Here is a 26479-nt window from a genome sequence, read left to right on the forward strand (position 1 = left end):
GATCGCTGACACACCGGTCGCCGCACCGATCGCGCCTCCGCGTCACTCCTCTCGAACCTCGAACCATCCCCACGATTCCATCGCGGCCAGAATCCGGGCAACCGCCTCGTCCGCCAGGCAGTCGTCCGTATCGATCCGAACGTCCGCCTCCGGCTCGCTGAACTCGCGGTAAACGACGTGGACGCCCTGCTCGTCGATCGGATCGTCGCGCTCGCGATTCCGTTCGAGACACGTCTCGAGGCTCGCGGTGACGTGGACGAACCGCACAGTCGAGAGAGTGCGAAACTGCGTCTGCCACGACCGCCGGTAGAAGGTTCCGTCGACGATCGCAATCGTGCCCGCCGGCACGTCGCGAACGCGCTCGTAGAGTCGATCGTAGGTGCGCCGCGAGTAGTCGTCCGAGTGAACGAGTTCAGTCGGCTGCCCGCGGGCGGCGAGCGTGTCCCGGAGTCGGGTAGCGAGAGTCGTTTTGCCGGCACCGGGCGGGCCGCAGATGACGACGATCACGGGTGGCAGTTCTAGGAGCGGCCGTGTGGAGTATATAGGTGGTGGCACGCGGTCGAACGAGCGATCGTCTACACACCCGCTTCCCGTATCGATTTAGGAACTGCGAACGCAAGGACGCATGCATGAGCTACGATACGGCAACGAAGACCGATCCGGAATCGATCATTCCCGAAGAGTACGGCGGCATGTGGTTCCTCAAGGACGAACTCGGGACCGACCACCTCGGGTTCTCGGTCCTCGAACTCGAACCCGGCGCGGAGGGAAAAGCACACGACGAATCCGAGACCGGCCAGGAGGAGATCTACTACGTCGTCTCCGGAACCGTCGAGGTGGAATTGGACGACGAGACGCTCACGCTCGAGACGGACGAACTCGTGCGGCTCGATCCGGACGAGCGCCGGAAGGTTTTCAATCGCGGCGACGAGCGGGCGAAGCTCGTGCTGGTCGGCGCACCGCTGTAATCCGTCGGACTGAGACGGTCTGCTGGACCGATTTCCGGCGCACTCGCAGCCGGTCGCGGCTGCGACGGCATTGTCCGACAGCAGTCCGTCTAAGGCGGGCTGATGACGGTCGCGCGGTGTCGACCCTAGCCGAGATCCTCGTCCCGCTCGCTTTCGCGCAGGATGAACGGCCCCATCGCGAGCGTTCGCTTCGCGACCGTTACGATCCGGAGGATGTACGTCGTGAACAGCACGAACGGCGAGAGCCCGACGACGAACCCCACGCTAGAGACCCAGACGAGGTTGTCGACGCCGAGTGTCACTCCGGGAAACGAACTCGCGTCAACGTACATGAGCAGGACCCCCATGACTGTGAGCGCCGAAATTGCGACATAGAGGAGTACCCGCGAGAGGTTGATCAGTTCCCACTGGAAGTAAAGCGTCTTGAAGTGCTCTCGGGCCGGCGCAAAGAGCCGCAGCGTCGCAATCACGTCTTCGAGGTTCTCCTCCGCCTCGTCCGAGAGCGAGTCCGCGTGGTCGACCTGAATAGAGCGGGCATCGTAGATCTTTCGCGAGTAATTATACTGCAGCGCGCCCCAGAGCACCTCGAACGTGCCGAACTGAGCGTCCTCGAGATCGTCCTTGACGGTCTCGGCGTTTTGACGAATGTCGTCCGTGTACTCATCGACGGTCGACCGCAGCTCCTCGTCCCGGCTCTCCGAGACGGCCGACTCGAGTTCACCGGCGCGTTCTTGCACGCCGTCGACGAGTTCGTAGAGGAAGGCACCGGGTTCCGGCGGGCTGATGTCCTCGCTGATGGTGTCTTCGGTGTCCTCGCGGAAGGTAGTCGCTTCCTCCATCCGGCTGCGCTGGCTGCCGATCGCACCGAGTTCCTGTGAGAGCACGAGTTGGTTGATCGTAACGACGATGGACGTGCCGGTGATGATCGCACCGATGAACGACGAGAAGATGAAGGCGATACTGCCCTGCGTATCGACGATCCATCGGTGGGGAGCGAAGCCGAGTTGACCGGCGCCGATCAGGATGACGAAAATGAGTGCGAGAATCGCGCCGGTCAGAGCGAGTCGATTGACCCGAAGTAAGAGCCACATCCGGAATCCGCCGAGTCTGTCACCCCCGTTCTCGTCGGTGATCGAGGGACCATCCGAGGCCTCATCTGTCGCATCCGAACTCGCGATGTGCATCGACTGTGGTGGAGCGACCACGCGGGTGGATAAAAGCCATTGGTTGGAAGACGACGGGTGACGGGTGGACGACAGCTGACCGGTAGCGGCTGATAACTAGTGGCCGGGAACTGGTGATCGGCGGAGCCGTTTCTGTCAACGAGGGGCTTCCGGTTCGACCCCGTAGAGATCCTGCACACGGTCGACGATTGTATTGTGGAAGCCGACGAGCAGTGCAACTGCGAGGACGATAATGACGACCTCGAGTACGGTCGACATGAGTCCGAGAGCGACGATCAAGGCCGTCGCACAGGCGGCCGGGTGGTTCGTGTTCGACCAGAGCATGCCGACCGTCGTGAGCGCCATCGAGACGATACCGCTAATGACGAGTCGACCGACCTCGGGCGAGAAGGGCCGGGCCTGTTGGAAGGCGTCGACGACGACGACGCCGTTTGCGAACAGAACGTAGGCGATCAACCCGCAGACGGCGGCGACGGCGTGGCCGCCGATAACGTGATACGCCCCTTCTGCGCGGTCTTTCTCGCCGGTTGCGAGAAGGTACGCCGAGGGGCCGAGACTTGGAAAGAGAAACGGCTGGCCGGAGACCCATGCAATCGCGCCGAGAAAGAGAAAGTGAAGCGTGACGTTGGTGCCGGCGCTCAGGTCGTCGCGGACGTTGATCGACTCGCTGGTGGTAACACGGAGCTTGCTCCAGAACCCCATCGGTTGTGGGTAATCACGACCGATCGTATAAACTCCGGGCCGGATCGATAAACTGGACGGCTCCGACGGGCCCTACTCCAGCGTCTCGTTGTCCGAACTCGTAAATGGACCCTCATCGGGATCCTTCTGTGGCATCATCGGACCGACCGATGCGGTCCGGCGCGTGACGGCCGCCGTCCGGAGGATGTACGATGCCAACAGCGCGAGCGGCGAGAGGGCGATCGTTACGAGCACACAGACGATGTACGGCAAGACAGCTATCGTCACGTTCGCGCCGGTGATATCCGCATAGAGAAACCCGATCAGCAGCGACGATAGAATCGCCGGAACGCCGGTAAGGATCGTCAACTGTGAAAATCGCGTCAACTCACGCTGCAGGTATGTCGTCTTGAAATGCTCCCGAACGGTCGAAAACAACACCAGATCATCGATCAGCGAATCGAGCGCATCGCTGCCTTCCGCCGGCAACGAGTCGCCGTAGCGCCCGCGTATCTGGCGCGCGACGTACAGTTGCCAGGGAGCATCGTACTCGATCGCCGCCGAGAGTGCCCCGAAGGTATCGAGTTGGGAACGCTCTAGGGTCTCGTCCATCCGTTGGCTGCTCTCGGAGGTGTCGTTTGCAAACTGGGTAATCAAGCGCGTCTCCACGTCGCCCTGACCGCCGTCTTGCGTCTCGTCAGCGCCCGACTCCGGATCAACGGCCTCGGCAAGCGTAACTGCGCTCCCGTGAATCGACTCCGCGAGCAACTCGAGCAACCGCGTCGGCGACGCCGGAGCAGCCGGGACGGCAGCGGTCTCCGCAATCTCGTCGCGAAACGAGAGGACGCCCTCGAGTTGATCGTGCGCGCTCGCCGCCGAGACGAACTCCTGTGACAGGATCAACTGGTTAATCGAGACGACGAGCGTAACGAGCGAAAACGTCCCCGCGATCATTCCGCTTGCGACCCGCGTCACCGAATTGGCGTTCGTAAACGAAATCAGCCCCACCTCGAACAACCCCACGAACAGCACGAAGACACCGCCGGAGATGAGCGCAGCCACCGCCAGCCGATCCCCCTCAACCACCAACCACTCCAGCACCCGCATCAGCGAGTTCGGCTGCTGATCCGTATCGGACCGGTACGACTCGACCGTCTCGTTTGCCTCCGGAGCTGCCATACCACATCGCTCGTCGGATATGACAATAAGCGCTCACGTTGCATATCCCGTTGCTGTCCCACTACTGACGGGCGCGTGCTTCGTTCGAGACGCCGAACGGGTACGGAACGGTATAGGGTAGCCGGACACTACAAGACACCGAGAGATCCCGAGCAAAAGACGAGATCACAGGAACACAGAAACGAGTTCACATCCACCACGAACCAACCACCCACCACGAACCAACAGCAGCGACGGTTCAGGGCCCACACTGAAATATATCGGCGGTGATGTCGCAACCAGACATGCCCGGGCACGGTCACGACGAACAGCTGGCAAACCACCGGTTTCGACGGAGGAACACACGGAGGACCACAACTCGATGACCCGACCACCGAACTCGTCTCAAGGGCCGTCCCGATCCACGCGGCCGGACCGAACTCGGCGAGACGGGCGGTATCGTCGGCACTTCCTCGCGTCACTGGGCCTCGGAGCCACCGCAGCACTCGCCGGTTGTACGAGCGGCGAATCCACCCTCGGCGTCGAAACCGGGCCGAGCTACGAACGGGGACAGATCGACCCACCCAGCGACGCCGGAAATCGGTCGGCTGAACAGTTGACCGCCGCAGCAGCCCTCGCAGAACAGGAACCACAGGAAGGCGTCACACCGCTCAACCGCCTCGAGATAACGACCCACGAGTTCACGTTCGAAAGCGGATTCAAGGGGTCGACGATTCAGGGAACCATCGAGAATACGGGGCCGGAGCGGGTTCGGCGTGCGGAGGTGCGCGTTCGGGTGTACAACGAGATGGGAGAGCAACTGGGCCGCTATCTGTCGACGAACGGTGATCTCGACAGCGGTGACGTGTGGGCGTTTACGGTGGTCATCCTCAAGTCGCCGTCCGTCCTCGACGAATACGATATTACGGTGCTCGGAACGCCGTCGTAGGTGGCGCTGTGCGGACGGCAGCGGTTCGGTGCGAGAAGTGTGTAGTGTGTAGTGCCGTAGTGGCGTGAACCGTCCGGCGTTAGGCGTTTTCCTCGTCCTGTAGCTCCGCGAGTTCGGAGTCGATTTCGGCGTCGTCGATATCGGAGTCGACATCGACATCAGCGTCGTTCGCGGGCTCGGGTTCGCTACCGGTCTCGGCTTCAGTCTCGGATTCGGACTCGGTTGCAGCCTCCGCCTCCGTTGTACTCTCGCCCTCGCCCATCTCGGACTTGAGCGTATCGAGTTCGGCCTCGACGCCGCTGCCCGTCGAGAGGTCCTCGAGTTCGCGGTCGATCTGGTCCTTGTCAGATAGTACGTCGTCGAACGCACCCGTCTCGTGGAGTTCGTCGAGGGCGGCTGAACGGGCCTCCATGTCTTCGGTCTGTTCCTCGGCGCGCTCGATGGCGCGGCCGACATCCTCGAACTCCTCGCCGGTTGCGGTCATCGCCTCGGAGACGGTCGAACTCGCTTCCGCGGCCTCGTATCGGGCCTTCATCGTCTCCTTCTTGGTGCGGAACTCTTCGATACGGGTCTGGAGTTCGTTCTTCTGGTCGATCAGGCTGTCCTGTTGGCTCTGGAGCTCCGAGACTTGCCGTTCCAGATCCTCGATCTGGTTCATCTTCGTCTTCTTCTTCTCGAGTGCGCGTCGAGCCAGGTCCTCCCGGTCCTGTCGGACCGCCGTGCGAGCCTGGTCGTTGTGTTTCTCGACGTTTTCCTCGAGTCGGCGCTTTTGCATCTCGAGGCGCTTTTTCTGGGTGGTAAGATCGGCGATACCGCGTTTGACCTCCTGCAGCTGGTCGCGCATCTGCTCGTAGGAGTAATCGAGGGTTTCGGTCGGGTCCTCTGTACGGTTGAGCAGAGAGTTGATTTTCGACCGGATGACGTAGGAGGTCCGAGAGAGGATGCCCATACTCGTACCTAACGCTCGTCACCCTTAAAAACATCACATCAACGACAGACGACGTGAGAATCGACGGACGATCGGCGTTGCTCGCCGTTTTGATTACGTCCCAGTCCAAACGGATGGGTATGACCGACGTACTCGTTCCGGGCGGTCGCGACGTACGCGCCACGCTTACGGAACCGGACGCTGAGACGGATGCCATCGTCGTCGCTTGTCCGCCCCATCCCCAGCAGGGCGGCTCGCGAACCGATAGCCGACTCGTCGCCGTCGCAGATCGACTCCGCGAAAACGGGGTCGCCTGCCTGCGCTTTGACTACGGGGAATGGGACGAAGGCTACGGCGAGCGCGAGGACGTACGAAACGCGATCCGGTGGGCCACGGAGCGCTACGACCGCGTCGGCCTCTTTGGCTTCAGTTTCGGCGCGAGTCTGAGCCTGCTCGCGCCGGCCGATCTCGACGCCGCCGAGCCGCCGGTTGCGGCCGTCGCCGCGCTCGCGCCGACCGCGAGGCTCGCGGCCGATCTCGATGCAGTCCGCGCACTCGAATCCCTCGACTGCCCGGCCCGAATCGTCGTCGGGGAGCGGGATACGACCGCGGACTGGAAGCCGGTCGTCGAACGCGCGGCTGAACTCGGCGACGAGAACGAAAACGAAAACGAGTTCGAGGTCGTCACCCTCTCCGCGGACCACTTCTTCGTCGGCCAGACCGACACGGTCGCCGAGACTATCGGGCCATTCCTCGAGTCGGCCCTCTGCGAGGAGTGAGACGGTCTGCTGTACCGAGTTCCCGGCGCGACCACGGGTCGCGGGTGTGCCCGAACTGACTACCAGCAGTCCGTGCGAGCGGTCAGTCCCGTCCGTGACGGGTCAGGCACTTCGAGAGCCCGATCAGTTCCACGGGTTCCGAATTGTCCGGCGAGTAGACGACCATCTGTCCCTTCTCCATGTAGGGCACCTTTGATTCGAGGTTGCTCGGAATGTTCACGCTCTTGATCGCGTCCTCGTCGCCCAGATTCAGGACGATGGTCGTGTTGATCTGCTTGAAGACCGCGTCGTGGATGTCCTGGGGGTCCTGCGTGATGAGAAAGAGTCCGAGTCGCTCCTTGCGTCCCTGTTTAGCGGCCTCGGTGAACTTTTTGATGACCTTCCCCGCCTGCACCGAATCCGCGTCGGTGAGGAAGTTGTGCGCCTCGTCCATCCCGAGGACGAGCGGCGTCTCCTTGATCCGGTCGTAGGTCGGGTCGTTCGAGAGCTTCTGGTCGATCAGCAGCGAGGATAGCGCCAGCACGATCGTCTCCGTCGCCCGGGTATCGTTGATGTGGTAGGTCGGCACCACGGTCAACCCGCCGGGGCGAACGAACTCGTGTACCAGGTCGGTGATCGGCCGCGCGTCCTGATCGAAGACGTGCCCGAAGCCGAGCACGCGCCGCCGAACCGCGTCGAAGGTCGCCTCGTGGACCCGCCCCGACTCGTCTAACTCCTCGCGCAGCGCGGGGTCGTCGAGAAAGCGCGTGAACTCGTCGTAGGTCGCGTCGGCCCCGTACTGCTCCCGAAAACGCGGCAGGAGGACGCTGACCAGCGCGCCGTACTGGTTGTCGTTCAACCCGCTGCCCGCGACCAGCCACGGGTTCTCGTGAACCATCGAAAACGGAATCGTGAACTCGACCTGCTCCGCGCGGTGGTGGCCCGCGGCGTAGGACGAGGAGCCCACCTTGGGGATGAACGCCGTCGTATCGTCCCCCCCGCCGTAGGCGATCCTCTCCCGCTCGAGTCGGCGGGCGAACTCGTCGTCCAAGTCGGGGTTGTCGTCGTGCATCTGGGCGTACTCGTCCTGCGGGTCGAACTGGACGACGGCGGGACCGACCTCGCGGCCGTCTTCCATGGGATACCGCCGCTCGTCGGCGAGGTACTGCCGGAGGACGTTCTTCGCGCCGTGGGTCTTCCCCGACCCGGTGCCGCCGGCGACGAGCGTGTGCCGGAAAACGAGCGGGTCGCCGGCCTCGTAGTCGTCTTTCAGCCGGTAGTCGATCGTCGGCGGCGAGGCGGCGGTTCGAACCTTCTCGCCGCCGACCGAGAGGTGCCCGAGGAAGACGCCGTCGTCGGGCATCTTGAGGCCGGTCTTGATCGCCTCGGTGTCGTCGGCCTCCCGAATCACCGTCTGGGGTTTGGGGACGCGGTCGGTCATCCGGCGCTCGAGTTCGCCGTCATCATCGTAGAGGATGGCTACCGGTTCGAGGTTCGCGACGAACTTGTAATCGGCCTCCTCGATGCCGTCCGTGCGCATCGCCCGCCGCGCGTGGATCTCCGTCGCGTCGTCGGCGTGGTACTGCTGGGCGTACTCCAGGCCCGTAATGCGACAGAACAGCGTCTCGCCGGTCGACGCTCCGCGGCCGCCGTCCGGATACGGGGCGAGCAGGTAGCTCCCGATGCGGATCGACGATCGGTTGCCGCGGGTGATATAGGCTCGGAGCGTCGTGTCGTCGCTATCCTCGGCGATTCGCAGGCCCTGGGAGACGCAGATCGCTCCGATACCGACGTCCTCGCCGCGCGGTTCGGCGGCGGTCGACTCGAAGGAGTCCTCAGCAGTCCCGGTTCCGGCCTCCGCGTCGCCCGCAGACTCGCTCGCGCGCGCCCGGTCTGCCCGCGCTGTGTCGGCCGTACCGCCGTCCGACACCCCGGAATCGCCGTCGCCGTCGGCGCTGAACTCGCCGAAATCTCCCAGATCGGTCATACTCATCCCATCTGACCGGTTCCTAAAACGCGTTTCCCTCCTCGGGTGACTATCAGTCCGACCGCACGGTTCGAACAGCGAGAACGACGAGTCCGAATGCGATGACGAAGCCGACGCCGAGTTCAGGAACGGAATTCGAGAGCGCATCGAGCGGACCGGTGGTCGTGTCCGCATCCGAATTCTCGTCCGCAGTCGTCGCGTTGGCATCCGCCGACAGCGAATCCACGGGGGGATGATCGAACGACTCGAGTTCAGTCTCGCCGCCGTCGATCACGACGGTCGCCGACTCGCCGACGACCGGCATGGGCCAGTCGGTCGCGAGTTCGATCTCGCTCTCGCCGAACGCGATCGCGGTTTCGCCGGGCGGGGCGTCCGGCGCGACCGAGACGGTCAGCGTCGCGATCCGCGCCATTCCCGTCGCGCCGCCGGCGACCGGGTCGCGCCACTGCGTCGAGAGCGCCGTCCCCTGCTCGTGAGCGAGCGTCTGGGTCGCGTACACGTCGGTCTCCTCGTCCTGTTCGATCCACGGCCCGCGTTCGACGTCGGTGATCTCGAGATACTCGGGATGGTACTGCGCGGCGAGGGTAACGCTGGAAGCGCCGCTGCCGTCGTGGCTCCCCTCGCCGTAGAGGACGACGTCGACGGTGAACTCGTCGCCGGGCTGGGCCGTAATCGTCGCGGGCTCGGTCGAGATGATCGCGACGCGGTCGCCGGCAGCGACGGATCCAATCCCGCCGAGCGTCAGTGCGCCGACCAGCACAACGACGAATATGGCGGTTCCCAGTCGTCGTGCGTGTCGGCCTGGAGGGGGCACGGACATGCGTCTCGTCGGCACCGTTCGTGGGCCATTCGTATATGATTCTCGGGAGTGGTTGAATCAGGGGAAGCGAACGCGGTAATCGGAAAACAGTCTATAGAAACGACTCCATCTCCGTCGACTGCGAAACTTGGCTTGCTCGTCGATCGTACGCGATCGCGTCGATGTCGGCGAGCGCGGGCAGATGGTTGTGGTGCAGTTCGATCGTCGCCTCGCACCGCTCCGTCGGACCGACCTCCAGCCGCGTCGCAAGCACTGTCGCGAGTTCATCGACCGAAACCGGCCCGTCCTGTGTCCCGATGAACTCGAGCAGGCGGAGTCGGACGGGGTGGACGAGCCGGTCGAGGAGGGTGGCACCGGCGTCGGCGTCGGTCTCGAGAAGTAGGGAGAGGATTGCGGGGGAAAGCGGCGGTTCGTCGATGAGGGAGACGGTGAGTGCTGTCGGCTCGGTGTCGGTGTCGATGTCGGTGTCGGTATCGCTTGCAGCGGTAGCGGCGGCCTCCCTGTCGAGTTCGACCAGTCCGTGATCAGCGAGTCGCGGCAGGTGAGCGTGAACGAGGCTGAGACGAACCTCGTGGCGGGCCTGGCCGTCCGAGACGGATGTGTCTTCCCGTTGTAAGAGTTCCGTCGTCAGTTCGGACAGCGAGAGGAAGTGTTCGTCCATGAGAACAGAGAGAATGCGGAGACGGCGAGGGTGTCGAAGTACGTCGTAGCGTTCGATAGGAACGGTTACTACCGGATTCCGGTCCCCTATATCTCCGAGATGAACGTCCGAACCCATTACCGAACACAACTGCCAGAGCGGGGATAAGGCCGTTTCCAAAACGATTTGGTCTCGATATCTGATGGTATTCGGCATATGGGCTCGTTCTCCGACCAGATAGTTGAGAGTCGAACCAAGAACGGGTGAATAGAGAGAAGTGACTCTCAGGAATTGTTGATTGTGGATTTAGAAGGAACGTATTAATAACAGGTAAGATTAGCAGTAGAGCCGTAGTATTAGGTGATGGAGCGCAGATGGTCGGACCCGTTCCAGTTGTGAATCAAGTTTTTGGTTCTCGGATCGTGCACGATATTTTTGCGGCTACGGAACATAGTTGGACGTATGCTCATGGTATGCGGGTGTGCAGGAGACACCGAACTTACCGGGACGCTGTACGAACGCGGCGAGCGCGCCCCGTCCTTCGAGGGTGCGCCGAACGAGGACGCTGCATACGTTTGGGTCTGCGACGAGTTCTACGAGGTTGATAGCGGCGGAACCAGTCAACAGGTCGACGGCAGAGATATCAATCTCGCGTTCGAGTCGCCGATGCCGCGCGGCTTCGATACGCGGGATCAGGCGGTCGAGAACGCCCGCGAGCACGTCCGAACGCAGTTCGCCAGGATCGGCGTCGATCCGTCGACGGTCGAGTTCGACATCGAGAAAGTGGAGTTAGATACGGACCTGTAGCACGGCACCCGTCAACGAAATCGTAGGTTCAGGCGTTCGGGGGCAAAGCCCACGGCGGCGGGCGAAACACAGCCGAGTACGATGAGTGCCGTCAAAGCACGGAAGTCCGGAACGGCATCCGAATCGGAACGAGATGTGCCGGCCGACGTGTCGGGAGCAGCGTCGGGGTCGCCGGTACAGTTACAGCGACAGTCACGGGCATCAGCCTCGCTCCCGGTATCCCGACCATAGCGATGATCGGTGATACCGGACACCGATAGAGAAGGGACACGCCGATCGAGGCAGTGTCAGTAGCCGCTCAGTATTCGTCGGCCCAGCGGTGATCGTCGTACGTTCGCTTGCGGGACGTGTCGAACTGCGTCTCGAGCGTCTCTCGAAGCGATTGCTTCTCCGGCGCGCTGATCCGCGCGAGTTCGTCCGCCTTCTCGACGATGGCCGGGGGACCGTGGGCGATCGCCACGTCCTGCAGGAGTTGCATCGTCAACCGCTCGCGGGTGTCCGGATCGCGCGTGAAGGCGTAGGGGGCTTCGATCCGAAAGAGGAGATCCTCGCGCGGGTCGTAGACGACGAAGAACGTGACCTCGTACTGCTCGCGGTCGAGACGGCGCTCGACGCCGAGCGCGTCGCCCTCGGCCGAGAGGGGCCGGTCGACGCCGCCCCGCGAGCGAAACCAGTTCGTGTAGGTGAGCGCGTCGGTATATCGCTCCCAGCGCGTGCCCTCGACGTCCTCGACGAACTCGCCGCGCTCGAGCAGTTGGGTGAACAGCGCGGTGTCGTCGGCCCAGGGGACGCTCACGTCGACATCAGTTTTACCTTTCAGCGTCCGTGTGACGACCCGTGTAGCGGGATTCTTGACGAATCCGACGAGGGGCACGCCGCGGTCGACGAACGACTCGACCAGTCGCACGTAGTTCTCGAGGACCGTCGTCGGCCGCGGGTCCTCGAGCAGGAAGTCGGCCAGATCGGGGTGCTGGTCGGCCCAGCGGAGCAGCCCGCGCGGATAGAGCGGGCCGTCTAAGACGAGCAGGTCAGACACGTCCTCGGCGTGCGCCAGTGCGTGCTTGCTCTCGGCGAGATAGAGCGCGAGCGCGTGAACGACGCCCTCCGCAAAGCGGGGTAGCGGTGGGATCTTCACGGCCCGACTGCGGCTGTAGCCCGCGTCGAACTTGCCCCACTCCTCGTCGACGGTCATCGTCTCGTCGTTCGAGTGGACCGTCATCACCGTCGTCCGCGAGCGGTGGAGATCGAGTTCGCTCGGCGTCGTGCTCATGGCCGCCTGGGCGATGTCGATGACGAGCCCGTTCTTGAACGTCGTCGGGTTGATCGTCCCCGCGTCGAGGCCGTGCTGGGTCGGGAACTCGCGCTCTCGCAGGGCGACGGCCTCGCAGTCGACCAACCGCCGGGACCGCTCGCCGACCGGCTCGAGGATCGTCCGCCCGTCGTCGCGCAGGGGGTCGAGGAACGACTCCCAGACGGTTTCGGCGAACTCGCGGCGGTCGCGTTCGTCGGCACCGTGATCGATCCGCCTCGCGAGTTGCGCGATGCCGTCGAAGTGGACCGGATCGAGTGTCATGCCAGTTGGCTCCCGCCGAACTCGCAAAAAGCCAGTGATCGGAGTTACTGCTCGGCCACCGATTGTGCGCCGATATACACGGAACCTGTTAACTCGAGCGCGGGTAAATTACCATCAGAAAAATTATATAAGATGGTCGCATGGATATCACTGTCCCGATGTCACACCGAGGTATGGAGACAGGCGAGCGCGAGGAACGCGCAGTTAACTGGCGGCAGACGAACGCCGGCGTGACACTCTACGAAGACGAGAATCCGGACGCCTGGATCCGACTCGAATTCGAAGCCGGCATCAACCCAGCGCATCGACTCTACATGATCTGTGACGACTGCGGTGCGGTGTTCGCCCAGCGGTATAAACCTGGGAAGAGCACCATCTGCGGCGACTGTGGGGCGACGTTCGACCACAAGTCCACAGACTGACGAGAACCCACTTATTTTTCGAGAAGTAATTATTGGGTAAATGTCTAGTTCTGCACCTCCTCAACTGGCGTTCGGCCATTGAGTGCTTGATTTGGTCGACCGTAGTTATAGTGATGTCTGAAGCGTCTGAGCTAGCGGCGTGCGCTGGCTGGACTGTCTCTCCAAAAGGAGTGAAAGCGGTCGATCCGCATTGTGACGGTCTGAAACCACTTTTCGACGTAGTTTCGTCGCTGTAGTTGAGCTGACCGCTCAATTCGTGGCGCGAGGGCAGTCAGACCCCTAGCATGGACGAGAAACTCTGCCTCGTCGATATCGTGTTTCTCGGTGAGTCGATGCAAAAACGCCGCCGCGGGGTCAGTCCCGCGCCAGTTGAACACGTCGATTTCGAGCAATAGCTTTGACTCTGTGTCGACCGCGGCGTATAACCACTTTTTCTCACCGTCAACCTCGATCTGGTTCTCATCGACCGCGACTCGCGACGCTTAATAATCAAGATAACTTTTGCAGATATAGACTGAGGAACTGGTCGATCCAGGACTTAGCGAATCCAAGTCGATCAGTGAGGTCGTTGAAGAAACGGCGAGCGAGAGTGCAGAACGCGCTCCGCTCGCCACAACGATTGGTGAAGCACTGCGTTTGAGCACTTTCCAGACCTGCTCAATTGGGTTGAGATGCGGTGAGCCAACCGGAAGAAAGACGAGATCAATAATGTGCGTGCTTGCGCGTGTGTTCATAGATGTGAGACGAAAAGTTATCCAAGACGAGCAGAATTCGGGAACTCAGATTCTGCTCGCGGACCACCTCCAATAAGGCATAGATGTTCTCTCTCGGTTGATCTTCAGGGAACGTCAGGACACCTGTTATGTGCTGTCTCTGTTTTCTTCATCGAACGCGTCTGCGACACGTTCTTCGAGGGTTTCATCTGCACTTTCTGGCCGAGAGGGGCGTTTTGGGCGTGGTTTAGCGTACGACAGTCTGAGATTCCGGAGGAATCGACCAAGATAATCCGGATGGTACTCAATATTGAACTCTTCGTCCATGAGTTGATAAACTTCCTGTGCTTTCCAGGGCTGCCCCTCCCAGAGAAGTTCTATAAGACGCTCTTGTTCCTCGACACCGAGATTCGGGGTCTTCCGCCCCCGAAGTTCAGTGTCAAATGACCAAGTCCGCCATTGTTCCATCGACATGCCCAGCGACTTCCAGTCGATGCGGATTTACCAATGTCGTCGGCCGCTTCCTCGTACGTTGTACCCTTGTAGAGACGTTTGACAAAGGTGAGCCGTTTGATGATATTTGGATCGTCTGCTGGATGAAGCAGACGATCCAGTTCCCTCTCACTAAGATGACGAACGAGAACCTGCAGACCCTCATTCGATTTTCGAACGATCTACATCCGACAGATAGTGGCATATCGATTATAAAACGATATCGGCGCGCGTGTTTGCAGTCGACCGCGACGCGAAAAACGCCTGATCGGGCCCCACGTCGGTGTCGCGGCGGGTGCTGTCAACCAACCTCCAGAGAGGGCTCCACGGCCAGAGGCAATGGCGTCAGGGAGCGTTTTCCTCTATTCCAATTCTTATATTCATTCAAAAAACTTATTATATAGTATGATGGTAACCAATTATGCGAGGCAGAAAAGACGTTTCACGTCGCATAGCTATGAAATCTCTGGCAGCCAGCGTCCCCGCGGTAGCAGGGCTAGGCAGCGTCGCGGGCAGCGTCCGGGCGAACAGCAGTATTGAGTCCGACATCGACGACATCAAACACCGGTACGGCATTCAGGGCGTCTCCGCCGCCGTGCTAGAGAACTCGTCCTTCAACCACAAGTGGGAGTACGCCTCCGGATACTACACCATCCCCAGCGTTGGGAATAGGGTTCTCACCACAGACCACCGACTCAGAATCGCGAGCGTAACCAAGGTGCTGACCGCCTCTGCGGTCCTCAGACTCATAGACCAAGGCCGACTCGGAATGTATGACCAAGTGTTCGGCTCCAACGGTATCCTGTCGGGGTACCGCTGGGAGGATCCAGACTTTGACTGTTCCCTCAGGGTCGATGACCTTCTAAGCCACAAGATCAGGACGAAGAACGTCAGCAGGCCGGTGTACAAGTATCCGGATCAGGAGAACGCAGATGCCGACGACGCGATCAACGAAGTGCTTCAGGCGGACGAGATAACCAGGGTGACGGAGGACGACTGGTGTGTGACTGATGGAGACTACACCAATTGGTCGTACGGCGTGCTCGGCGCGATCGTCGAAGAAGTCGAAGCAGGAATGTTCAGCTACGGCAACACGTTCCGCGACTTCGTCCGAGATGAACTGCTGGCCAATGTCTCGAACGTGGACAAGGACGGGATGGGGACGGTCGCCGACAAGGAATTCGGCGTCGTTGAGGACGAGGCAGGTCACCACGACTACCGCGACAACGAGAGCGTATACGACTCGAAGGCGATGCGGGAACCGGCGTGGGCTTGGGGCTCTTGGGCTGCACGACCGATAGAAATCGCCAGGATAACCAGAGCCGTCTACGAGGACGACCTCTGGGATACCACCTACGACGAGTCCGACGCCTACATGCTGTACGACGATTGGCTGTACCACGGCGGTGCACAGGCCGGAACGCTGGCGTACGCCTACTGCAACGACGACTTTGCCCTATGTATCCTAATCAACACCCGTAGGAGCCCCGACGACCACAGCGAGTGGGACGAGTTCGATTCGCCGCGGACGGAACTGAAGACGATGCTGCGCGACAACTGGTCCGAACTGGTGTGAGAATAGGGTCGCCACTCCGTCGAACGAACGTGGCGCCTAGACACCCGGACGCTTGACCTGTGGACCGCCGAGAGCAAGGCAATCTTCGAGATCCACGCGGACATGCAAACACATGTGAAAACCCACCATCCGATTAATACCACCCAACGGAATCGACCGGAATGCTCCGGACGGATTGGAGTTCGGAATCCCGACCACTATATCTGACTCACGACGGACAACGACAGCTAATTAGGCCACGCTGGAAACCGGATACATATGGAAGCTGCGCTGATCATCCTCGACGGCTGGGGACTCAATAATGGCGGCAGAGACGCGGTTCAGGCGGCCGAGACGCCGGTCTTCGATCGGTTCTCGGAATCGGGATCGTACGGGCGGCTCGAGGTCTCGGGCCGGCGGGTCGGCCTGCCGGACGGCCAGATGGGAAACAGCGAGGTCGGCCACCTAAACATCGGTGCCGGCCGCGTCGTCTACCAGGAGTACACCCGAATCGCCGACTCCATCGCGGACGGTTCCTTCCGGGAAAACGACGCGATCAACACCGCATTCGAGAACGCGCGGGACAACGACGGTCGCGTCCACTTCGTCGGCCTCGTCAGCGACGGTGGCGTCCACTCCGACCAGGAACACCTGCACGCGCTCATCGAACTCGCCGCGGACCGCGAGGTCGAGGCCGTCACGCACGCGATCACCGACGGGCGAGACACCTCGCCGACCGGCGGCCGGGAGTACCTGGAAACGCTCGAGAGCGTCGTCGAGGAGCACGGCACGGGCCATGTCGCGACGGTCTCGGGTCGGTACTACGCGATGGACCGCGACCAGAACTGGGAGCGGACGAAACGAGCGTACGACGCGATCGTCGAGCGCGAGGCCGACCACGAGGCTGCCTCGGCGGTCGCAGCGGTCGAGGAATCCTACGACCGCGGCGACACCGACGAGTTCGTCGAGCCGACGCTGATCGAGAGCGAGGCGCTACCCGCCTCGGAGAGCGAACGGCGACGCCGCGAGCAGGGCGGGCCGGCGCTCGAAGACGGCGATGCGGTCGTCTGGTTCAACTTCCGCTCGGACCGCGCTCGCCAGTTGACGCGCATGCTGGCCGACATCCGTCCGGAAGACTGGTCCGACGAGTTCAGCATCAGTCCGCCGGACGCCGAGGTCGTGATGATGACCCAGTACGACAAGACGTTCGACCTGCCGGTGGCGTACCCGCCGAACCAGCCCGAGAACGTGCTGGGGGAGGTGCTCGCCGACGAGGGGCGGACGCAGCTTCGGATCGCCGAATCGGAGAAGTACGCCCACGTCACCTACTTCTTGAACGGCGGCCGCGAGGTCGAGTTCGACGGCGAGATCCGCGAGATCGTCGAGAGTCCGGACGTGCCGACCTACGATCTACAACCGGAGATGAGCGCGCCCGAGGTGACAGACACCGCGATCGACGTGATAGAGAGCGACGATCCGAACGTGCTCGTGCTCAACTACGCCAACCCGGACATGGTCGGCCACACCGGCGACTACGAGGCCGCGATCGAGGCCGTCGAAACCGTCGACGCGCAACTCGGGCGACTCGTCGCCGAACTCGAGGCGGCCGGGTCGAACGTCCTCATCACCGCGGACCACGGCAACGCGGACGACATGGGAACCCCGGAGAATCCGCACACGGCACACACGTACAACGACGTGCCGCTGGTCTACCTGTCCCCCGACGGCACCGACGGCGGGCGAACGGTCCGCGAGGGCGGCACGCTCGCCGACATCGCGCCGACGATGCTCGAACTGCTCGGCATCGACCAGCCGCCGGAGATGACCGGGGAGTCGCTGCTGGAGTAGCCGACTCGCCGTCTCGAGCGATGCGGCCCTGTTGAACTCGGGCGGTGATAGATCCAGTACGCTCTGCGCTCAATACAGAGGATGTACTTATCGGTGCAGGCAGTGTATTGTCTCTATATGCCCGAAGAAGTCCTGTTCAAATCAGAGAGCGACCAGACCCGAGAAGACATCGCATCGTATCTTCGCAGTGTCGCTAATAAGCTCGAACAAGGGGGTGCAGTCACACTAAAATCCGGTTCCGAGTCCGTGACAATGGAACCGCCAGCCCGTCCGACGTTTGAGGTCAAAGCCGAACGCGAAGGGCCAACGGACGGACCCGGTGAATTGAGTATCGAGTTCGAACTCGAATGGGACGAGAACGGCAGTGAAGGGAACGGCGGGAGCGGCCAGTTAGAAATCGAGTAAGCAATTAGCACACCCACTTATCGGATGGTTCACCGTAGAAGTTGGTGGAATAAATTCCGGGAGAAGGCATCTATGACGCCCTTCTACCCTCGCGTGTTTCCGGAGCGATTCCTCGCGGTGAGTGTCGTCTGTTGGGAACTGTTACAGCACGTAACCGCCAGCGGAAGGCGGGATCGTTTCACGATGGCAGTCCCTGGTTTCCGGGGTAAATGGCGTGCATAACTACAACCGATATCGACGTGTTCCGTTGGCATGGATCTCGATAAACACGCCGCTGAACGCCGCCGGTTCGCGCGATTGCTCGGCACTGATGGTGATCCCGGTTCCGGGCTGCCGATCGGCGCTGGTTCGCGTCGGCATCCCGGGCGTGCGTCCGGGTCTCCCTCCAATCTGGGGACCGATCCCAAGTCGAATTCGAATTCGAGTTCAGATTCGGATTTGGACCCGGATGCAACCACCCATCACGCGGCTTCGACCCCAGCACGGGAAGCGCCGACATCCGGAACGAAACGAGAGGACTAACAGCCGTTCACCGCGGGTATTCGCCACGCAAACTGCTTTTCGGCTCCCGTCCGATCGTCCACTGCTCTCCGCCTCCTCGCGCGTTCGATCACAAACTGAACTCGGAGTGTGAGGTATGGCGTGTAAGTCTACGCCCCGAGTTCGGGAAGCACCGAGTTCAGCGCGGTCGCGACCTCCTCGAAGTCCTTGAGCGTGAGCCCGTCGGTGGTGATGATGACGCCGTCGCTGTCGGTCGTCACGCGGAGTAAGAATCCGTTGTCGAAGACGCGGATGGTGTAGTTGTACTCGCCGAGTTCGGAGCGTTCGTAAGCGGTTTGGACGGTTTTGAAGCCGCGCCACTCGTGTCCGATGAACGTCGAGAGGTCGGCGTCGCGTTCGAGGTCGTCGCGGAGGTAGAGCTGTTCGTAGTCGTCGCGAGTGAAGTAGGTGACAGAGCGGAGACTATCGCCGATGGCGGTTCGGCAGGTTGTAATGATTTTGTCCGTGGCTCCCGGGGTCAGAAGGCTTGTGGCCATAGTGGGTCGTTGGACGCGGAGCCCTTAATCTCTCGTCTCTTGTGCCCCGGTCCCGATCTCGTTGCTCGTCTCTCAGCCCCTGATGGTTCAGATCTGTTCGATCGCCCGGTCGAGATCGGCGACGATGTCGTCGACGTCCTCGATTCCGACCGAGAGCCGGACGAGGTCGTCCGTGGTGCCGCTCGCCAGTTTCTCTTCCTCGGTGAGTTGCTGGTGGGTCGTGCTCGCTGGGTGGATGATCAGCGTCTTCGCGTCGCCGACGTTTGCGAGCAGGCTGGCGAGTTCAACCTCGTTGCAGACGGTTTCGGCGGCGTCGTACCCGCCCTCGAGACCGAAGGTGATCATGCCGCCGTAGCCGACGGCGGACGTCCCGTCCGTCGAGGATCGGCTCGCTTCGCTCGTCTCACCGCCCTCGAGGTACTTCCGGGCGTTCTCGTGGGTTTCGTGGCTCTCGAGGCCGGGATAGTTGACCCACGAGATTGCCGGGTGGTCCGCGAGGTACTCGGCGACGGCCATCGCGTTCTCGCTGTGCTTTTCCATCCGCAGCGGCAGCGATTCGAGTTTCTGCAGCGTTACCCAGGCGTCGAACGGCGACTGTTGATTGCCCAGATCGCGCAGGCCGCGCGTGCGGGCGGCGAGAGCGAAGGCTTGCTCGCCGAAGGTCTCGTAGAAATTGATGCCGTGATACGCCGGGTTCGGCTCCGTTAGCTCGGGATAATCCCCTTCTGGCCAGGGGAACGAGCCGCCGTCGACGAGGACGCCGCCCACGGTCGACCCGGCCCCGTGGAGCCACTTCGTCGTCGAGTTCCAGACCAGATCGGCACCGTGATCGAGGGGTCGACACAGGTACGGCGTCGCGAAGGTGTTGTCGACCAACAGCGGCACGTCGCGCTCGTGAGCGATGTCGGCGACGCGTTCGATATCCGGTGTGACGAGCGCGGGGTTGCCGATCGTTTCCAGGTGGACGAAGGCGGTGTCGTCGTCGATCGCATCCGCGTAGGCGTCGTAATCGAGCGTGTCGACGAACTTCGTTTCGATACCGCGCTTTGCGACGGTGTGGGTGAGGTACGTGTACGTGCCGCCGTACAGCGAGGAGGCCGACACGATGTTGTCGCCCACGTCCGCGAGGATGAAGGTAGCGAGATCGAACGCGGCCATTCCCGACGCGGTGGCGAGCGCGCCGACGCCGCCCTCGAGTTCGGCGATGCGCTCCTCTAACATCGCGTTCGTCGGGTTCATGATCCGCGAGTAGATGTTGCCGAACTCCTCCAAGCCGAACAGGGCGGCGGCGTGATCCGTGTCGTCGAACTCGTAGGAGGTCGTCTGGTACAGCGGCGGTGCGCGCGCCCCCGTCGTCGGATCGGACGCCTGTCCGGCGTGGATGCTGTTCGTGGCGAACCGGTGGTCGGTGGGGTCGTCTCCCATGCCACCACGGTTCAGGGCCGAAGCGCGTAAAGCCACTAGATGGCGTCAATCCCGGCGAGCGGCCGTCCCGATTACGATCGCCACCATAACTGCGACGAGCGCGAGTGTCCCCGTAAAGCCGGGCAGCGACTCGGCGGGGGTATCGGTGAGGAGGCCGCTTTCGCCGGATTCCGCGTCGCCGTCAGCGGATCGATTGTGTCCCGCCTCGGTTCCACCATCACCGACGGTCACGGTCCCGGCCTCGACCGCGGGTTCGACGGGGCTGCCGCCGTCGGCGTCGACCTGCATCGACGCGACGCTCACGTCGGCCGTTCCCGCCTCGACGCCGTCGACCTCGATCCACGCCAGCGTGACGTTCGTCGCACCGGCCGTTATCTCGTCGTTCAGGTCCGCGGCTTCCACGGTGAGCGACTGGCCGTCCGCGCTGACGATGGGATCGCTCGTCAGCCCGAACCGATCGGGGTAGCTAGCGTTTGCGACCGTCGCCACGCCCTCCGAACTGAACTCGAGTTCGAGTTTGTAGCCCGCGAGCCCCTCCGGCGCGTCGGTCAGCGCGATGCGGTGCGTTCCGGTGTCGCCGGGAGCGATCGTCCCGTTGGAGACGACGAGTTCGGGGTCGTCTGCGGCGACGGAGGCCGAAGTCGATGCGTCCGTGGCGGCGATTCCGGACGAGGCGACGCCGGCGGTCGAGCCGGCACCGCTGACCGGGGCGACGACGCCGAGTCCGAGGACGATCCCGATCGCGAGGGCGAGGATGGCGACGACCGCGCGGGAGAGTCGGCGCGACCAGTCCCCGTCCTCGATTCGGGTCCGACTTTGAGTCCGCGACTGGTCTCGCGTCTCGGAAACCGGCTCGCTATCGTGGCGATACATCGACTTACAACTCGTCGTAGAGGGCGACGGTGTCGTCGTAGTCGATCTGGCCGTTCTCGTTGAAGTCGAACGCGTCTTCGTTCAACTGGACCGCGTCGTCGTCGATGTTCTCGAACAGCACGACCACGTCGTCGTAGTCGACCCGGCCGTTGCCGTTGACGTCCTCGAACTTCCCGTCGCCGTCGGGGTCGGTCGGCGAACCGCCGCCCGGTCCGCCACCGATCGGCGGCGGGCCGGTGACGACGACGCCCGGCCGGCGCTGCGGTTCGATCGGCATCCCCGAGTCGTCGTCCAGATCGTGAACCTCGACCGTCGCGTCCGTCGCTCCCGCGCCGACGCCCTCGAGTTCGATCGTCGCCAGCGTCGCCTCCGTCGTCCCCGGCTCGATCTCGTTCTCGATGTCCGCGAACCTGAACTCGACCGCGGAGCCGTCCTCGCTGATCTCCGGCGCTGCGGTGAGTTCGAATCCGTCGCCGTAGGTGGCGTCCGTAATCGACGCGACGTCGGTGTGATCGAGTGTCACGGTGACGCGACCGCCTGCGATGCCGTTCGGCAGCGACGACAGCGTCAGGTCGATCTCGCCGGTCGCCTCCTGGCTGACCGCCAGCGAGTCGACGCGGATCACCGCCGGGGGTTCGTACACCCACATGGCGTCGTTGGGGTAGGAACGGCCGAAGCTTCCCTTGTCCTCACAGAGCAGCACCCGCCCGTCGTCCATCACCATGACGTTGTCGACGTTGATGAGCGAGGCGTCCTGCAGCGACTCCGAATCGCTCGCGTTCGGCCCGACGACGACCGGTTCGAGCCGCGAGACGTTGTACTCCGACTCGAGTTCGGCGCGGTAGACGACGCCGGTGTCGACCTCGTCGAATCGCAGCTCTCCCTCGTCGTCGGTCATGGAGCCGCCGAGCGAGGAGATGCCGAAGTAGATGAAGTCGCCGGGTGCGGCCTCGTCGTGGGAGTCGATCCCCTCGGCCTTGTTGAACTCGATGCTGGCACCGATCTCCTTGGCGGCCGCGCGGGTTTCGAGGAAGGGGACGCGACGGAGGTCTTCGTCGACGCCGTCGGGACCGTCCGCTTCGTACTGGGCGGCCCACTCGACGATTTCCTCGTCGGTGATGTAATCCCGGTTGCCGTTGATGGCGACCTCCTCGTCGGCCTCGGCGAGCGCCGTCTCGAGGTCTTCCTCCCAGTCGGTCTCGGCGTGGGTTTCGAGGTAGTCGACCTGCGTCACGCCGTCGTACTCGGCGATCCAGGACTCGACCTCGGCGTTGCTGGCGGTGCCGAGTTCGAGCCACTCGACGGCGAGGTCGGTTTCGCCGACCGTGCCCTCGCCGATCTCGCTCGCCTTGATCGCGTACAGCGTTCCGCGGACGTCCATCGGGTCGTCGTACGCCGGAATCGGCTCGTCGGCGACGAACTTGTAAATCCCCTTCGCGCCGCCGTCGGAGGCGAGGTAGACGGTGCGCTCGTCGGGCAGGACTTCGGGGCACTCCCAGGCGGACCGACCGAAGACGTGGTGTTTGACGGGCGTCGGTTCGTCGGCGGTCGGCTCGGTGATCTCGACGATCTTCCCGTAGCGGTAGCGGTTGGGGAACACCTCGTCCTCGATGGGCTGGGGCGTGTTCTCGCCGTCGGCGATGTCGACCGGCTCAGCGCCGAGGTGGTAGGCGATCTTCTCGGTCCCCCTGTTGTTGCTCAGCCCCATCGGGTACCAGCTGTCCGCGCCGAAGATCTCCTCGAGCGAGTTCTCGACGTCCAGGATGTTCGGTCGATTCCAGAACTCGCTGCCCCCGCGGAGGCCGACGCCGCTTCCCTGCTCGACGATGTCGCCGACCGTCGCGAGACCGTTCACCCGCGCGTGGCCGTACTCCTCTTCGGCCGACAGCGGCGTCTCCCACGGGCTGAGATCGCCGTAGCAGTTGATCTTCGTGCCGCCGATCGCGCGGAACGCGTCGGTGTTTTCGAGTTCCATCGCGTTCTCGAGGTCGGCCTGCCAGTAGCCGTCCGCGTCGCGGTACAGCGGCGTCCGCGAGATCGCCCCCGGTCGCGTCTCGTTGTTGGTAAAGAGGTAGCCCTCCGTGCCGTCGTCGTTCGTCGCGACGAAGAAGTTCATGTCGGCCTGCTCGCCGATGCCCTCGTAATTCTCCTCGACGATGTCGCCGAGGTCCTCGCCGGCCGGCGTCTGCGGGTGGCCGAAGCGCTCGGTCCCGCCGTTGATCTCGTCTCCCGCCTGAACGAGGAGCCGATACTGGCCGGCGGCGGACTGCACTTCGGCCTGTTCCGCGTTGGTCCGCGGCGCGTCCAGCTCGTCGAACTCGTCGCTCGTCCCGTCGAACGTGAACTGGAAATCGTCGATGACGCCGACGCCGCCGCGGTCGAACGGCGCAGGGTTGTCCTCGCTCGGATGCTGGAGACTGTATAGCAACTCGCCCGTCTCGAAGACGAACGGACCCGTGACCTCGGCACCGCGCGCCGTCGTCGAAAACCGCTTGATGTTCCCGTTGACGTACGGTGCCGTCTTCGTGTCGTGTTCGTCCTCCCCATCGGCCGCGTGGGCCGTCCCGAGTAATCCCGCCCCGAGCGCCGCCGCCGTCGACGATGCCATCAGCGTCCGCCTGGTGTATTCGACCATGCACTCGGTTCAGGAAGCGAGAATGACGTGAAATTTTATAATAGGTGACTAGTGCATTATATCGCGATCCGGACCGGCACCGAGCGCTCTGTCCCCTATTGCACCATATATAGCTTGTGGCCGATTTGTATAGCCGCGCTCGGCCACCTCGAACGAGAACGCACGATGTCACGGCTTCGGCCACCGACGCACATCGGCTCCCGGCGCGCACAGCGCCTGCGCTAGGGCTACTTACTGTCCCGCATGGAGAACTGAACCGCTGGTTCGCCAGTAAAACGATCGCGTTCGAGTCCCGAAGCGAACGGAACTCGCAGCCGGCCTACTCGACGTCCCGGTCTGCGATCTGCGTGCGGATCTCCGTCGCCCGATCGCGAACCCACGAGAGATACCGCTCGATTTCGGTCGGCGTCGCGCCGTAGAAGGAGGCGACCCAGTTAACGTCGGCCCAGGGGAGCGTCACGAGGTAGGTCGCGAGGGTATCCTTCCCGGCCTGCACGACCTCCGGCGGGACGCCGCGCTCGCCGGTCCCCTCCTCGACGAAGCCGTTCACATCGAAGTAGACGTCGGCGTAGCGCCGCGCGTCTTCGGGGCTGTCGAAAACGATCTCGGTGTGTTCGGGGGCCTCGAAGCGATAGCGCTCGCCGGTATCGGTCGCGACGATCCGAACGCCAAGCACGTACTCCTCGACGACGGCCTCGGTCTCGGGTGCAGTATCGGACGTTGCCATGACGGTCTCTCTACCCCCACCGGGACTCGAAATAGTATTAAACGTTGATATGATCTCTATTGTGCACTCGGGAGCACTTCGTACCGACCCCATCAAGCACCGTCTTTTAGGACGGCCGCGTCCCACGGTGAGACGATCACGGCGACGATGAACGTCCTGCTCGTCCTCGGCCACCCCCGGACCGACAGCCTGTGCGGGTCGCTGGCCGCCGCATACCGCGACGGGGCGCTCGAGGCCGGCGTCGACGTTCGCGAACTCGCCGTCGCCGAACTCGCGTTCGATCCGGACGTCCACGAGGTCTCTCCCAGCGACCAGCGACTGGAACCCGACCTCCGCGAGGCCCGGGAATCGATCCGCTGGGCGGACCACCTCGTCTTCGTCTACCCGAACTGGTGGGGGACGATGCCGGCGCGGCTCAAGGGCTTCTTCGACCGCGTCTTCACGCCCGGCTTCGCGTTCGTCGAGTACGACGAGGGGGAGGGCGCGGGCCACGAAGGGCTACTGGACGACACGACCGCCGAATTGCTCGTCACGATGGACATGCCCCCGTGGGTCTACCGCTGGATCTACCGCCAGCCGGGAACCAACGCCGTCAAACGCGCGACGCTCGGCTACGCCGGCATCCGAACCACCCGTGTCACGACGCTCGGGTCGGTCGAGGAGTCGACGCCCGACGAACGCGAGGCGTGGCTCGAAAAAGCAACCCGGCTGGGGCGCAGCCTCGACGACGGCCCCGATTCCCGCTCGACGCGCGTTCGCCGCCGGACGACGGCGTGGCTCAAAGCCCTTCGACTGCAATTCTACCCGATGGCGTGGGCGGCGTACACGATCGGCGCGCTGGCGGCAGCAGGTTCGAGCGATACCGTCTCGTCGCTCCCGTACTGGCTCGGCTTCGCCTTCCTGTTCTTTCTCGAGGCGGCGACGGTACTCTCCAACGAGTTCATCGACTACCCGTCCGACCGCGAAAACACGTTCGCCGGTCCCTTCACCGGCGGTTCGGGGGTGCTCGTCGACGGTGAACTCGACTTCGCGGCGCTGCGCCGCGGAATCGGGGTCGCGCTCCTGTTCGCCGTCGGTGCCGGCGGGGCTGCCCTCGCCGTCAGCCCCGGACCGATCCTCACCACGGCAGCCGTCATGATCGCCCTCGGCGTGCTGGCGCTCGGCTACACGTTCCCGCCGCTCGAGTTCTCCTACCGAACGCTCGGTGAACTCGACGTGGCCCTCACCCACAGCACCGGCGTCTTGCTGTGCGGGTACGTCGTCCAGGGCGGTGCGGCGACCGACTCGCTGCCGTGGTTGCTTTCGATCCCGTTTCTGCTGGCCGTGCTCCCGTCGATCACGCTGGCGGGCGTTCCGGACCGCGCCGCCGATCGGAGCGCCGACAAGGAGACGATCGCCGTCCGCTTCGGAATCGATGGCGCTGCGACCGTCGCGGCGGCGACTGCGCTGCTTGCCAGCCTGACGGGGGTCGTCTGGGCGGCCCTCGGTGTTGGGGGCGGCCTCTACGGGCCGCTGGTCGCCCTCAGCGTGCCCCACGCGCTCGCACTCGTCTGGCTCCTTCGAACTCGATTGGGAAACCGGACGACCCCCGCTCGCATCGACGGGCTGATGGTTGCGTCGCTAAGCTTTCTGGTCTGGTTCGCCACCGTGCCGCTGCTCAATCTCATCTGATACCGGTCGGTTCCGGTTGTCTCTATTGACGCTCTATCTTCGGGGTGGTTTATCGTGAAATATCCGCCCACTACATGTGCGTATTGACCAGTAAGCGTTCTATCAGGCCTGAACGAGGTTTGTCGGTCATACTGAATACAGGGCACGTATCTTCCAGAACAGGAAATTCGATCGGGACTATTGAATTGGCCGATACAGGGAGATACGCGTTATCCACTTACGG

Annotated in this window: 24 protein-coding genes and 2 pseudogenes; 10 read left to right on the forward strand and 16 right to left on the reverse strand. The window is 63.0% G+C overall.

Annotated features, from left to right (window positions below; all coding sequences use genetic code 11):
• Positions 1-42: 42 nt before the first annotated feature.
• Positions 43-507 carry an ATP-binding protein gene (locus C480_RS23435; RefSeq protein WP_006664882.1) on the reverse strand — a complete coding sequence of 155 codons (465 nt, stop codon included), beginning with the start codon at positions 505-507 and terminating at the stop codon, positions 43-45.
• Positions 508-629: 122 nt separating this feature from the next.
• Here C480_RS23435 and C480_RS06800 point away from each other — a divergent pair, with 122 nt between their 5' ends.
• Positions 630-968 carry a cupin domain-containing protein gene (locus C480_RS06800; RefSeq protein WP_006664883.1) on the forward strand — a complete coding sequence of 113 codons (339 nt, stop codon included), beginning with the start codon at positions 630-632 and terminating at the stop codon, positions 966-968.
• A gap of 125 nt (positions 969-1093) precedes the next feature.
• Here C480_RS06800 and C480_RS06805 read toward each other — a convergent pair whose 3' ends face one another.
• The 3 genes from C480_RS06805 to C480_RS06815 all read right to left on the reverse strand — a co-directional run bounded on the left by C480_RS06805 (position 1094) and on the right by C480_RS06815 (position 4012).
• Positions 1094-2152, reverse strand: coding sequence for a hypothetical protein (locus tag C480_RS06805; RefSeq protein WP_006664884.1), 1059 nt, complete (start codon positions 2150-2152; stop codon positions 1094-1096).
• Positions 2153-2287: 135 nt separating this feature from the next.
• The gene (locus C480_RS06810) at positions 2288-2854 is read right to left on the reverse strand and encodes an HPP family protein (protein ID WP_006664885.1); all 567 of its coding nucleotides are present in this window, start codon (positions 2852-2854) and stop codon (positions 2288-2290) included.
• Between the two features lie 72 nt (positions 2855-2926).
• Positions 2927-4012, reverse strand: coding sequence for a hypothetical protein (locus tag C480_RS06815; RefSeq protein ID WP_006664886.1), 1086 nt, complete (start codon positions 4010-4012; stop codon positions 2927-2929).
• A gap of 361 nt (positions 4013-4373) precedes the next feature.
• Between C480_RS06815 and C480_RS06820 the strand changes: the two genes are divergently transcribed.
• A complete protein-coding gene (locus C480_RS06820) occupies positions 4374-4940 on the forward strand; it encodes an FxLYD domain-containing protein (protein WP_006664887.1) in 567 nt (188 codons plus the stop codon).
• Between the two features lie 79 nt (positions 4941-5019).
• Here C480_RS06820 and C480_RS06825 read toward each other — a convergent pair whose 3' ends face one another.
• Positions 5020-5889, reverse strand: a complete 870-nt coding sequence (locus C480_RS06825; protein WP_006664888.1) for a PspA/IM30 family protein — start codon at positions 5887-5889, stop codon at positions 5020-5022.
• 119 nt (positions 5890-6008) lie between these two features.
• Here C480_RS06825 and C480_RS06830 point away from each other — a divergent pair, with 119 nt between their 5' ends.
• The gene (locus C480_RS06830; protein ID WP_006664889.1) at positions 6009-6647 is read left to right on the forward strand and encodes an alpha/beta hydrolase; all 639 of its coding nucleotides are present in this window, start codon (positions 6009-6011) and stop codon (positions 6645-6647) included.
• Positions 6648-6729: 82 nt separating this feature from the next.
• Here C480_RS06830 and C480_RS06835 read toward each other — a convergent pair whose 3' ends face one another.
• The 3 genes from C480_RS06835 to C480_RS06845 form a co-directional block, all read right to left on the reverse strand.
• Positions 6730-8613 carry an ATP-binding protein gene (locus tag C480_RS06835; protein WP_006664890.1) on the reverse strand — a complete coding sequence of 628 codons (1884 nt, stop codon included), beginning with the start codon at positions 8611-8613 and terminating at the stop codon, positions 6730-6732.
• A gap of 52 nt (positions 8614-8665) precedes the next feature.
• On the reverse strand, positions 8666-9433 hold the full coding sequence (locus tag C480_RS06840) for a hypothetical protein (protein WP_394296350.1): 768 nt from the start codon (positions 9431-9433) through the stop codon (positions 8666-8668).
• Between the two features lie 91 nt (positions 9434-9524).
• Entirely contained in the window at positions 9525-10211 is a 687-nt protein-coding gene (locus C480_RS06845; RefSeq protein ID WP_049903371.1) for a DUF7344 domain-containing protein, read from the reverse strand.
• A gap of 324 nt (positions 10212-10535) precedes the next feature.
• On the opposite strand from C480_RS06845, the gene C480_RS06850 reads away from it, so the two are divergent.
• Positions 10536-10880, forward strand: coding sequence for a DUF7113 family protein (locus tag C480_RS06850; protein WP_006664893.1), 345 nt, complete (start codon positions 10536-10538; stop codon positions 10878-10880).
• Between the two features lie 298 nt (positions 10881-11178).
• On the opposite strand, the gene C480_RS06855 is transcribed toward C480_RS06850, so the two are convergent.
• Positions 11179-12453: a DNA double-strand break repair nuclease NurA gene (locus C480_RS06855; RefSeq protein WP_006664894.1), complete on the reverse strand. Its 1275-nt coding sequence runs from the start codon at positions 12451-12453 to the stop codon at positions 11179-11181.
• A gap of 173 nt (positions 12454-12626) precedes the next feature.
• Here C480_RS06855 and C480_RS06860 point away from each other — a divergent pair, with 173 nt between their 5' ends.
• Positions 12627-12875 carry a hypothetical protein gene (locus C480_RS06860; protein WP_006664895.1) on the forward strand — a complete coding sequence of 83 codons (249 nt, stop codon included), beginning with the start codon at positions 12627-12629 and terminating at the stop codon, positions 12873-12875.
• A gap of 44 nt (positions 12876-12919) precedes the next feature.
• On the opposite strand, the pseudogene C480_RS22085 reads toward C480_RS06860, so the two are convergent.
• Positions 12920-13354 (reverse strand): annotated as a pseudogene (locus C480_RS22085) (DDE-type integrase/transposase/recombinase); the annotation flags it as partial.
• Between the two features lie 10 nt (positions 13355-13364).
• Positions 13365-14262: pseudogene (locus C480_RS22090) on the reverse strand (IS630 family transposase).
• A gap of 275 nt (positions 14263-14537) precedes the next feature.
• On the opposite strand from C480_RS22090, the gene C480_RS06865 reads away from it, so the two are divergent.
• From C480_RS06865 to C480_RS24180, 4 genes are all read left to right on the forward strand, one after another.
• Entirely contained in the window at positions 14538-15656 is a 1119-nt protein-coding gene (locus tag C480_RS06865) for a serine hydrolase domain-containing protein (protein ID WP_006664897.1), read from the forward strand.
• A 258-nt stretch (positions 15657-15914) separates the two neighbouring features.
• Positions 15915-17483, forward strand: a complete 1569-nt coding sequence (gene gpmI / locus C480_RS06870; RefSeq protein WP_006664898.1) for a 2,3-bisphosphoglycerate-independent phosphoglycerate mutase — start codon at positions 15915-15917, stop codon at positions 17481-17483.
• 117 nt (positions 17484-17600) lie between these two features.
• Positions 17601-17888, forward strand: a complete 288-nt coding sequence (locus tag C480_RS06875; protein WP_006664899.1) for an amphi-Trp domain-containing protein — start codon at positions 17601-17603, stop codon at positions 17886-17888.
• Between the two features lie 252 nt (positions 17889-18140).
• Positions 18141-18410, forward strand: a complete 270-nt coding sequence (locus C480_RS24180; RefSeq protein ID WP_086009645.1) for a hypothetical protein — start codon at positions 18141-18143, stop codon at positions 18408-18410.
• Between the two features lie 128 nt (positions 18411-18538).
• Here C480_RS24180 and C480_RS06880 read toward each other — a convergent pair whose 3' ends face one another.
• The 5 genes from C480_RS06880 to C480_RS06900 form a co-directional block, all read right to left on the reverse strand.
• Positions 18539-18925 carry a DUF7522 family protein gene (locus C480_RS06880; RefSeq protein WP_006664901.1) on the reverse strand — a complete coding sequence of 129 codons (387 nt, stop codon included), beginning with the start codon at positions 18923-18925 and terminating at the stop codon, positions 18539-18541.
• An 87-nt stretch (positions 18926-19012) separates the two neighbouring features.
• A complete protein-coding gene (locus C480_RS06885; protein ID WP_006664902.1) occupies positions 19013-20350 on the reverse strand; it encodes an O-acetylhomoserine aminocarboxypropyltransferase/cysteine synthase family protein in 1338 nt (445 codons plus the stop codon).
• A 45-nt stretch (positions 20351-20395) separates the two neighbouring features.
• Positions 20396-21223 carry a hypothetical protein gene (locus tag C480_RS06890; RefSeq protein ID WP_006664903.1) on the reverse strand — a complete coding sequence of 276 codons (828 nt, stop codon included), beginning with the start codon at positions 21221-21223 and terminating at the stop codon, positions 20396-20398.
• 4 nt (positions 21224-21227) lie between these two features.
• Positions 21228-23858: an alkaline phosphatase PhoX gene (locus C480_RS06895; RefSeq protein ID WP_006664904.1), complete on the reverse strand. Its 2631-nt coding sequence runs from the start codon at positions 23856-23858 to the stop codon at positions 21228-21230.
• 319 nt (positions 23859-24177) lie between these two features.
• Entirely contained in the window at positions 24178-24585 is a 408-nt protein-coding gene (locus C480_RS06900; RefSeq protein WP_006664905.1) for a hypothetical protein, read from the reverse strand.
• 147 nt (positions 24586-24732) lie between these two features.
• On the opposite strand from C480_RS06900, the gene C480_RS06905 reads away from it, so the two are divergent.
• The gene (locus C480_RS06905; RefSeq protein ID WP_006664906.1) at positions 24733-26256 is read left to right on the forward strand and encodes an NAD(P)H-dependent oxidoreductase; all 1524 of its coding nucleotides are present in this window, start codon (positions 24733-24735) and stop codon (positions 26254-26256) included.
• Positions 26257-26479 lie beyond the last annotated feature (223 nt).

This window comes from Natrialba aegyptia DSM 13077, from assembly GCF_000337535.1.
Classification (GTDB): Archaea; Halobacteriota; Halobacteria; order Halobacteriales; family Natrialbaceae; genus Natrialba; species Natrialba aegyptia.